8 protein-coding genes are annotated in these 10,452 nt (G+C 70.2%); all 8 read right to left on the reverse strand.

Annotated elements, in window-relative coordinates; genetic code table 11:
• Window positions 1-216: Mur ligase domain-containing protein (locus ACLN58_RS12270; RefSeq protein WP_415855542.1), on the reverse strand; the 216-nt coding region annotated here is incomplete at its 3' end.
• Window positions 213-1,349 carry an undecaprenyldiphospho-muramoylpentapeptide beta-N-acetylglucosaminyltransferase gene (gene murG / locus ACLN58_RS12275; protein ID WP_415855543.1) on the reverse strand — a complete coding sequence of 379 codons (1,137 nt, stop codon included), beginning with the start codon at window positions 1,347-1,349 and terminating at the stop codon, window positions 213-215. The genes ACLN58_RS12270 and murG, both read right to left, overlap by 4 nt.
• A gap of 2 nt (window positions 1,350-1,351) precedes the next feature.
• Window positions 1,352-2,617, reverse strand: a complete 1,266-nt coding sequence (ftsW, locus tag ACLN58_RS12280; protein WP_415855544.1) for a putative lipid II flippase FtsW — start codon at window positions 2,615-2,617, stop codon at window positions 1,352-1,354.
• A 4-nt stretch (window positions 2,618-2,621) separates the two neighbouring features.
• Window positions 2,622-4,160, reverse strand: a complete 1,539-nt coding sequence (gene murD, locus ACLN58_RS12285) for a UDP-N-acetylmuramoyl-L-alanine--D-glutamate ligase (protein WP_415855545.1) — start codon at window positions 4,158-4,160, stop codon at window positions 2,622-2,624.
• A complete protein-coding gene (gene mraY, locus ACLN58_RS12290; RefSeq protein WP_415855546.1) occupies window positions 4,142-5,251 on the reverse strand; it encodes a phospho-N-acetylmuramoyl-pentapeptide-transferase in 1,110 nt (369 codons plus the stop codon). Before mraY ends, murD begins: the two co-directional genes overlap by 19 nt.
• Window positions 5,248-6,753 carry a UDP-N-acetylmuramoyl-tripeptide--D-alanyl-D-alanine ligase gene (locus tag ACLN58_RS12295; protein ID WP_415855547.1) on the reverse strand — a complete coding sequence of 502 codons (1,506 nt, stop codon included), beginning with the start codon at window positions 6,751-6,753 and terminating at the stop codon, window positions 5,248-5,250. Before ACLN58_RS12295 ends, mraY begins: the two co-directional genes overlap by 4 nt.
• Window positions 6,746-8,398, reverse strand: coding sequence for a UDP-N-acetylmuramoyl-L-alanyl-D-glutamate--2,6-diaminopimelate ligase (locus ACLN58_RS12300; RefSeq protein ID WP_415855548.1), 1,653 nt, complete (start codon window positions 8,396-8,398; stop codon window positions 6,746-6,748). Before ACLN58_RS12300 ends, ACLN58_RS12295 begins: the two co-directional genes overlap by 8 nt.
• A 134-nt stretch (window positions 8,399-8,532) precedes the next feature.
• Window positions 8,533-10,362: a peptidoglycan D,D-transpeptidase FtsI family protein gene (locus tag ACLN58_RS12305; protein ID WP_415855549.1), complete on the reverse strand. Its 1,830-nt coding sequence runs from the start codon at window positions 10,360-10,362 to the stop codon at window positions 8,533-8,535.
• Window positions 10,363-10,452 lie beyond the last annotated feature (90 nt).

Here is a 10,452-nt window from a genome sequence, read left to right on the forward strand (position 1 = left end):
GTGCGCCGCGTCGTAGCCGACGGCGATGCGCGCGCCGAGCGCGGCGAGGTCGCGCATGACGGGAAGGTCCTTCGCGTCGGAGCCGCTCACGGGTACCCCGCGGGCCACCATGACGCGGGCCACGGCGGACATGCCCACCCCGCCGACTCCGACGAAGTGCACGCGCCCCAACTGGGCGAGCGCCTCCCCGAGCCGCTGTGTCTCCTGTCCCGTCACGCGCTCACCGCCTCCATGACCATCGCCGCCATCGCATCGTCAGCATCCCGCACCCCGAGTGCCTCGGCCTTCCGGGACATCGCCGCGAGGCGCCCCGGGTCAGCGACGAGCGGGAGAACCTCGCGCGCGAGCCATCCCGCCGTGAAGTCCGCGTCCCGCACGAGCAGGGCGGCACCGGCCTCGACGAGACCCCGCGCGTTGAGCGCCTGCTCGCCATTGCCGATCGGCAGCGGGACGAACACCGCGGGAACCCCCGCCGCTGCCACCTCGCACACCGTGCCTGCGCCGGCGCGGCAGACCAAGAGGTCCGCGGCCGCGTAGGCCATCTCCATGCCGTCGACGTACTCGACCTGATGGTAGCCGTCCGCGGCGAGGGGCACGCCGTCGTTCGCCGTCACCGCCTTGCCTCGACCCGTGATGTGAAGGGTCTGGACCCCGGCCGCGGCCAGCGCGGGGAGCGACGCCGCGAGCGCGCGGTTGATGCTCAGGGCCCCGGACGAGCCGCCCGTCACGACGAGCGTGGGCAGGTCCGGCTCGAGGCCGAGCGCACTGCGGGCGCCGCCGCGCGCGGCGTTCCGGTCCAGGCCGGAGACCTCCCGCCGCATGGGCATCCCCACGAGGCGGGCATGCCGCAGCTTCGTCTCCGCGAACGCCTTGCCGACCCGCTCCGTGAACAGTGCGCCCACGCGATTGGCAAGACCGGCCCGCGTATTGGCCTCATGGATGACGATGGGTGTGCCGCGGCGCCGCGCCGCGAGGTACATGGGGGTGCACACGTAACCGCCAACCCCAACGAGCACGTCCGCGTGGGCCTGCTCGAGCACACGCTCGGCCTGCCGGACGGCGTTCGCGAGCCGACCCGGCAGTCGGAGGAGATCCGGCGTTGGCCGGCGCGGAAGCGGGACGCGGTCGATGGTCGCGAGTTCGAACCCGGCCTCGGGCACGAGCCGCGTCTCCATTCCCGATTCGGTGCCGACAGCGAGGATCCGAGCGTCGGGGCTGCGCCGCGCGACAGCGCGCGCGATCGCGAGCAGCGGGCTGATATGCCCTGCGGTTCCCCCGCCAGCGAGGACGACAGACGGGCCTGAGAGGGGCGGGCGCGCAGTGGGCCCGGTGGGGTCCTGAGGGGGCATTGCTAGGTGGTGGCCTTCCGCTTCGTCGGCTTCTTCGGGGTGGCGCGCTTCGCCTTCTTCACGGTCCCCTTCGTGCGCGCGGCGCGGCCTGGCCGCATCTCTTCGCGAGCCAGAGACAACACTACGCCGACCGCACACAGGCAACTGACGAGCGCGGAACCGCCCGAGGAAATGAACGGCAGCGGCACGCCGATGACGGGCATGAGCCCCGTGACCATCGCCATATTGAGCGCCGCCTGGCCGAGAAGCCACGCCATGATCGTGCCGGCGAGGATGCGCGGGAAGAGCTCCTTCTGGCGGACCACGACGCGGAAGATCGCCACGGCGAGCACGGCGAAGAGCGCGAGCACGAGGAGGGTCCCGAAGAGGCCGAGCTCCTCGCCGAGCACGGAGAAGATGAAGTCGTTCTGCGCCTCAGGGATCCAGTTGTACTTCTGCCGGCTCTGCCCGAGCCCAACGCCCAGCCAGCCGCCCGAGGCAAGCCCCTGGAGGCCATTCTGGACCTGGTAGCCGAAGTCGGCGCCGTCCTGCGTGCACGTCGAGTTGCTCTGGCCGAGCCACTCATAGATGCGGCACATGCGGTTGGCGCTCGTGACGGCGAAGGCGATCGCGCCGGCAGCCATGACGGCGCCGCTGATCGCGAAGATCTTCGACGGAATGCCGCCAAAGAACAAGGCCGCCGCGACCACGAGCAGGATCACGAGCGTGGTCCCGAGGTCGTGGCCCCAGATGACGAGCCCGGCAACCCCGAGACCCACCGGCACTACGGGCACGAGAGCATGGCCCCAGCGCCCCAGCAGGTCTGCCTTCTTGTTGAGGATCGTGGCCATCCAGAGCGCGAGGAAGAGCTTCGCGAACTCCGAGGGCTGCAGGCTGAAGCCCGCGACGTCGATCCAGTTCCGGTTGCCCAGCACGCGCTTGCCGATGAGCTGCACGAGGACGAGCAGCACGACGGTTGCGCCGATGCCGGGCCATGCGAGCCGTTTGAGCCAGCGGACATTGATGCGCGAGATGATGAACATCCCGACGACGCCGACCGCCCCGAAGAGGGCCTGCTTGAGCGCGGCCGTGTAGGGGCTGTCGCCGAGCGAGATGCTCTCGACGCTCGACGCGGAGAGCACCATCATGATGCCGATCGCGGTGAGCGCGAGCGTCGAGCCGAGGATGAGGTAGTAGCCGGCACCGGCGCCGAGCGGGCCCGGGCCCTCGAGCCGCCGCCACAGCTTCTGCGCGGCCGGGGCGGGGCGCTCCTGCTGCGCTGTGGCCATGCTCTTACTCCTTGCTCGGTGCCTGCCTCTCGACGAGCCGACGGACCGCGTCGATGAAGGCGTCCCCGCGCTGGGCGTAGGACACGAACTGGTCCATCGACGCCGCCGCCGGCGCCATGAGCACGGTATCCCCGGACGCCGCAGCGCTGGCCGCGCGCGCGACGGCCGCCTCCATGATCGACGCCCCGTCCGGCCGGTCTTCTCCAGTCTCGCCCGGCTCCACGGGGATCACCGGGACATTCGGCGCGTGTCGCGCGAGAGCACTCGCGAGCTCGCTGCTGTCGACCCCGATGAGCACCACCGCCTTGAGCCTCGACGCGTTCCGCGAGACGAGCTCGTCGTACGTCACGCCCTTCGAGAGCCCGCCCGCGATCCAGACAACGGATGAGAACGCCGCGAGCGAGGCGCTTGCGGCGTGCGGGTTGGTCGCCTTCGAGTCGTTGACCCAGACGACGCCGCCGACCGTCGCCACGGGCTGGATGCGGTGGTCGCCCGGGAGGAAGCGGCGGAGGCCCTCGCGCACGGCGATCGGCTCGACACCGTACGCGCGGACGAGCGCCGCGGCCGCGAGGGCGTTCGCGACCGTGTGCCGGGGCGCAATCGAGCCGAGGTCCTGCACGGCCGCGAGCTCCGCCGCGTGGTCGCGGCGCTCGGGGATGAACGCCCGGTCCACGAGAAGCCCCTCCACAACCCCGAGCATGCTCAGGCCAGGAACCCCGGTCGAGAACCCGATCGCCCGGCACCCCTCGACGACGTCGGCCTCCTCGACCATGCGCTCGGTCTCGATCTGCTCGGCGTTGTAGACGGCCGCCTTCTGGGTGTTGCGGTAGATCTTCGCCTTGTCCGCGAGGTAGCTCTGGTACGAGCCGTGCCAGTCCACGTGGTCCTCGGCGACGTTGAGCACCACGGACGCGACCGGAGACAGGGATTCGGCCCAGTGCAGCTGGAAGCTCGAGAGCTCGACCACGAAGACGTCGTACTCGACCGGCTCGCGGATCGCGTCGAGGATCGGCTTGCCGACGTTGCCGACCGCTATCGCCTTGAGCCCCGCGGCTTGGAGCATCGACTCGGCCATGCCGACGGTCGTCGTCTTGCCGTTCGTGCCCGTGACCGCGAGCCAGTCGGCGGTCTTCTTGCCGCGACGGCCGCGCACGCGCCACGCGAGCTCGACGTCGCCCCAGACGGGGATGTGCTTCCGGGAGGCCGCCGCGAGGACCGCCTGGTCGGGACGCCACCCGGGTGAGGTGACGACGAGGTCCGGCAAGCCGCCGTCGACCGTCGGAAGGGACTGGACCGCCGTAGGCCCGAGCAGCACCTCGACTGCCCCGACGATGCGCAACGTCTCAGCTTGGGCCCTAGTCCGCTCCGTCTCGGACCCGTCGACGACGACGACACTCGCCCCGAGCTCGATGAGCGTGTCCGCCGCGGCGAAGCCCGCCACGCCGATCCCGGTCACGACGACCCGAAGTCCGGACCAGTCGGCATCCCACGACGTCAGGGACGCGAGCCTTCCCGCACTGTCACTCACAGCCCAGCCACCCACTCCGCATAAAAAATCGCGAGCGCCACCGCAACGAAAAGCCCCGCGAGGATCCAGAATCTGACGACGACCGTCACCTCGGCCCAGCCCTTGAGCTCGAAGTGATGTTGCAAGGGTGCCATCTTGAACAGACGTTTACCCTTCGTGAGCTTGAAGAAGCCCACCTGGAGAATCACGGACAGCGTGATGATCACGAACAGCCCGCCCATGACGCCGAGCAGGAGCTCGGTTCGCGTGAGGATCGCGAAGCCCGCAATGGCCGCGCCGATCGCGAGGGAGCCCGTGTCACCCATGAAGATCTTGGCCGGCGAGGTGTTCCACCACAGGAACCCGACGAGCGCGGCGCTCATGATCGCCGCGAGAAGGGCAAGGTCGAGCGGATCGCGGACCTCGTAGCAGACAGAGCCGGGGACGCGTGCGGAGCCGCAGCGTTGGTTGCTCTGCCAGATGCCCATGAGCGTATACGCACCGAACACCATGATCGACGCGCCTGCCGCGAGGCCATCGAGGCCGTCGGTGAGATTCACGCCGTTGCTCGCCGCCGTGACGAGGAAGTTCGCCCAGATGACGAACAGGATCGCCCCGATGACCGTCCCGGCGAACGCGAGGTTGAGCCACGGGATGTCGCGGAGGAACGAGATCGTCGCCGAGGCCGGGGTCCGGCCGGCCGCGTCGGGGAACTGCAGCACGAGCAGGGAGAAGATGATCCCGACCGCCCCCTGCCCGATGAGCTTCGCGCGGGCGCTCAGCCCGAGGCTGCGTTGCTTCGAGATCTTGATGAAGTCGTCGAGGAACCCGACGAGCCCCATGCCGACCATGAGGAAGAGCAAGAGCATCGCGGACATCGTGGGGCCGCCGGTGCTCGGATGCATGAGCCACACGATGAGGTGGGCCAAGAAATAGGCGAGCACCGTTGCGAGGACGAAGACCGTGCCGCCCATGGTCGGCGTGCCGCGCTTCGTGTGGTGGCTCGTCGGACCGTCGTCTCGGATGAACTGGCCGTAGCCCTTGTGCACGAGCAGTCGGATAAACAGCGGGGTTCCGACGAACGCGAGTACGAGGGCGAGCGCCGCCCCGATCAGCAGTGCGATCACGTGAGCTCCGTTCCCGCGGTGTCAATGGACTGAGCCCGCGCGGCCCATGCTATCCGATCGCCGAGGTGCCGGAGGCCGACCCCGTTGGACGACTTGACGAGCACGAGGTCGCCAGGGGCGAGCTCGCGTTCGAGCAGTTCAAAGGCCTCATCAACGTTCTCGACGAACGAGCACTCGTTGCCCCACGAGCCCTCGTTGACCGCTGAAACGTACAGCGGGCGTGCCTCGCGGCCCACGACCACGAGACGGTCGATGTTGAGCCGGACCACGAGCGTACCGACGGCCGTGTGCGCCGAGATGGACTCATCCCCGAGCTCGAGCATCGCGCCGAGCACGGCCCACGTCCTGCGCCCGCGGCCCAGGACCGCCAAGGCCTGGAGGGCGGCCCGCATCGACTCCGGATTCGCGTTGTAGGCGTCGTTGATCACGGTCACGCCGTCGGGACGATCGGTGCGCTCCATGCGCCACCGGCTCGCGGGTCCCTGCGACGAGAGCGAGGCCGCGATCGTCTCCGCGGAGACGCCCGCCGCGTGCGCCGCGGCCGCAGCAGCCAGGAGGTTCCCCGTGTGGTGGGCACCGATGAGCCGGCTCTGCACCGGAAGGGGCTCGCCGCCGTCGATCTGAAGCCCGAAGGCGGGGCAGCCGTCTTCCGTGGTGCGGGCGTCGACGGCCGCTACGACCGTTCCGCGGGCCGCGTGAGCGTCTGCCGCCTCGGGGAAGGTGGTGAAGAAGGCCTTGCGGGCCCGGGTGCGGGGCTCCATCGCGCGGACGCGCGGGTCGTCGAGGTTGATGACGGCGGTCCCCTCCGGCGCGAGCGCCTCGACGAGCTCGCCCTTGGCCTTCGCGATGTTCTCGACGCCGCCGAACTCGCCCGCGTGAGCGGTTCCGACGGCGAGCACAACGCCGATGTCTGGAGCCACGAGGCCGGCGAGGTACTGGATGTGGCCGATCCCGGTCGCGCCCATCTCGATCACGAGGTAGCGCGTCGACTCGTCGGCCGTGAAGACCGTGAGCGGGACACCGACCTCGCCGTTGTACGAGCCCTGGGGAGCGATCGTGGAGGCTGGGGTGGCGGATCCCTCGGGCGTCGACCGGAAGATCCCGGCGAGGAGGTCCTTCGTGGTCGTCTTGCCCGCGGAGCCCGTGATGCCCACGACCGTGAAGGCTTCGCCGCGCGCGGACCTAGCCTCGCGGATGCGCCGCACGGCTTCCTTCGCGAGCTCGCCCATGGCGAGCACGGCGTCCGGCACGACGACCGCCGGGTAGACGCTCCCGCCGTCGTCCGTGACCTCACGCTCGCAGAGCGCGAGGATGGCGCCGGCAGCGAAGGCCGCGCCGACGAAGCTGTGCCCGTCCGCATGCTCGCCTGGTTTGGCGACGTACAGGGATCCCGCGCGGGCCTCCCGCGAATCCGTGGTGACGTGGCTTGGGGTGAGGCGTGGATCGCCCGTGAGGCGGCCGCCCGTGATGCGGGCGATCTCCTCGGCGTTGAACTCAATCATCGGTTGTGGACTCTATCTGCTCGGCCCCCACTGTGCGGAATCCGCGCGCGTCGAGGGCTGCCCGGAGTTCGACCCTGTCGTCGAGGTCGAGATTGACCCCCTGAACCTCCTGGAACACCTCGTGTCCGCGGCCGGCCACGAGGATCACGTCCCCGGACCCTGCGAGCTCGACTGCACGGCGGATGGCGGCCGCGCGCGGCGCCACCTCCTCGACGATGCGGCCCAAACCGGCCGCGTCGTTCTCGGCGCGGGCGCCGCCCACGACGTCGGCGCGGATGGCTGTGGGGTCCTCGTCGTGCGGATCGTCGTCGGTCACGACGACGACGTCCGCACCGCGGACGGCGACCGCGCCCATGATGGGCCGCTTGCCCTGATCTCGCTGCCCGGTCGCGCCGAAAACCACGACGACGCGCCCGGCACCTTCGGGTGGGCGCACCGCCTCGAGCGCACGCTCGAGGGCGTCGGGGTTGTGCGCGAAGTCGACGACGGCGGCCGGCTCCGTCCCCACGAGCTGCATGCGCCCGGGGACCTCGACGCTGAACGGCTCGGCGACGTCCGCGGCGCGTTGGATCTCCTCAAGAGAGGCGCCCGCCGCGTGGACCATGAGCGCCGCGAGGGCCGCGTTGGCCACGTTGAACTGCCCGGGGAGGCCCGTCCGGAGGTGCAACGACCGGCCGTTCGGCCCCTCAAGCTCGAATGCCGTGCCCAAGCCATCCCGCTCGCTCGAGGCGAGGAACCAGTCGGCCCTCTCCCCCGCGACGGACAGCGTCGTCACGGGGATCGCAGCCTGCTCCGCGAGCCGCCGGCCCCACGCGTCGTCGACCATGACGACGCCGCGGGCCGCGCGCTCGGGCGTGAAGAGCTTCGCCTTCGCGGAGAAGTACTCGTCCATGGTCTCGTGCAGGTCGAGGTGATCCTGGGTGAGGTTCGTGAATCCCGCGACGTCGTAGCGAACGCCGTCCACACGGCGGTACTCGATCGCGTGCGAGGAGACCTCCATGGAGGCCGCCGTGAGGCCGCGCTCGCGCATGAGGGCAAGGAGCGCATGGACGTCCGTGGACTCGGGGGTCGTGAGGCGGCTCGGAATGGCTTCGCCGCCCGCGAGGATCTCGATGGTGCCGATGAGCCCCGTGCGGTGGCCGAGCGCGCCGAGGAGGGCGTTCGCGAAGTACGTCGTGGTGGTCTTGCCGTTCGTCCCGGTCACGCCGAGCAGGAGGGGGCGCGCGGCGTCCTCGGGCTGGCTGGCGAACACGAACGCCGCCACGGGGCCGACCGCCGCGCGCGCATCGTCGACGACGAGGACGGGGACGCCCGCGACGGCGTCGTCGAGAGCCGTGAGCCTCGCGCCCGCCTCATCCGTCACGACCGCGACGGCACCGTTCTCGAGGGCCTGCGCCGCGAACGACGCCCCGTGGCGACCGGTGCCCGGCACCGCGACGTACAGGTCGCCCGGCTCCACGGAGCGCGAATCGAGCGCCACGCCCGTCACGAGCGTGTCGCCGGCAGCCTCGCGGGGAAGCCCGAGCAGCCCGGCCACGTCAGAGAGTGGCACGGGCCGGGTGTGCAGTGGACGGAAGGGGGACCCGGCCGGCGCGCCCTTGTGGGGCGCGGGCGCGGGGTCCGTGGGACTCTCGTGCTCGCTCACAATCACCTTCATCGCTTTCGACAGGTTCCAACTCTAGCCGCTTGCCGCACGGGCCTGCGGGTCGGATCGGGGCACCCGACAGGGCGCGGTGGCGCGCGCCGCAGCCACCGGAACGCACCTCCAGCGGGCCGGCACTACTGGGCGTACTGCGGGAGCGCGGCGGGCGTGCCGGTGGACGGCGGCACGTTGTACAGGCGCAACGTCTGCGACATGACGGAACGGAACACGTCCGCGTTGCCGATGCCGAAGATGTCCCCCTTGGGCCGCTGGATCACGACCGCGACGATGAACCGGGGGTTCTCCATGGGGGCCATGCCGATGAGCGACGACGTCACGCCGTCGTAGCCCGGCACGCCGTCCTCGCGGGGCGCCTCCGAGGTTCCCGTCTTCGCGCCCACGCGGTAGCCGTCGATGCCGGCGGGCTTGACCTCGCCCTTGGTCACGTCGCTCTCGAGCATGTCCTTGACCTGTTGCGCCGTCTCCTTGCTGATCACCTGGTTCGAAGGCTGCGTGGCCGCCTTGTGCTCGGCGCCGTTCGCGCCGACGTAACCGTCGACGAGCCGCGGTTGGACAAGGAGCCCGTTGTTCGCGACCGCCTGGTAGGCGCGCACCGTCTGGAGGGTCGACTGTGTGAGGCCTTGGCCGAAGAGCACGGTGTTCTGCTGGCGGCCGTCCCACTTGTCGGGCGTCGCGAGGATGCCGTTCGCCTCCCCGGGCAGCCCGACGTCCGGTGCCTTGCCGATCCCGAACTTCGTGAGCCAGTCGTAGCGGTCCTGCTTGCTGAGCGCCTGCCCGGCCAGCACTGTTCCTGTGTTCATCGAATAGCCGAGGATGCCCGCAAGCGTCCGCTTCTCGGTCCCGTGCGTGAACGCATCCGCGAAGGTCTGGCCGTCGATCGTGACGGTCGGGGGCACGGTGTACTCGCTCAGTGGGTTGGCCTTGCCCTCTTGGAGGAGCGCCGACATGGTGAGGGTCTTCTCAACCGAGCCCGGCTCGTAGGCCGCCGTCACGGCGCGCACCCCGCGGTCTTTGGCCGCCGACTTCCCGGGGTCGTTGGGGTCCATCGCGTTGGAGTCTGCCATCGCGACGATGTTGCCGCTCTGCGTGTCCTCGACGATGGCAATGCCCCACTCGGCGCTGTACTTGTCGACCTGCGATTGGAGGGCCTGCTGGGTGAAGTACTGGAGGTCGGAGTTGATGGTGAGCTTGATGGTCTGGCCGTTCTGCGCGGGCGTGTATTCGTCCGTGCCAACGGGGATCCGGAGGCCGTCGGCGCCGATCTCGAACGTCCGCTTTCCTTCCGTCCCCGTGAGCTGGCTGTTCTGCGTCTGCTCGACGCCCGCGAGGCCCGTGCCGTCGCTGCCCACGAAGCCCACGAGGTTTCCGGCCACTGCCCCCTGGGGGTAGACACGCTGGGAGGATCCCTCGGAGTACACGCCGGGGAACGCCAGGTCGGAGACGCGGCCCTCGACGTCGGGGGTGACGTTGCGGGCCACGTAGTTGAACCTCTTGTCCCCCGTGATCGCCGAGGTGATCTGGTCCACGGTCATCCCCAGCACGCCGGCCAGGTCCGAGATCGCCTGGCTCCGACTCACGGTGACGACTTTGGTGCCGTCGCCGTCCTTCTCCGTGCGCTTGTACTCGGTGAAGTTCGATGCCGTGGTCTGATCGACCGTGATGTTGTATCGAATCACGCTCTGGGCGAGCACCTTGCCGGACGCGTCGAGGATGCTCCCCCGCTCAGCGGGCAGGACGGTCGACTGGAGTCTCTTGCTCAGGCCGGCCTGAGCGTAGCCTCCGACGCCGAGTCCCTGCACGAGCAGGAGCCGCCCACCGATCACGAGGAGGAGCGCGAGCATGACCCCCACGCCAACCCTCAGCCGGCGCGTGGCGCTCCCGGCGCGGTCGCGGTCAAGCGACCGCCGTGGCGGTCGGCCGGCGGGCTTCTTGGTCGATGTGGCCACGCTGTTGTCCCTTGCTCGTCCCCGGCCCGGTGCCGGTGAGGTCGGACCCGTCTACTGCCCGGGAGTCTTCTGCTTCGGCGCGGGCACGGA

Source organism: Sinomonas sp. G460-2, from assembly GCF_047759905.1.
GTDB lineage: Bacteria > Actinomycetota > Actinomycetes > Actinomycetales > Micrococcaceae > Sinomonas.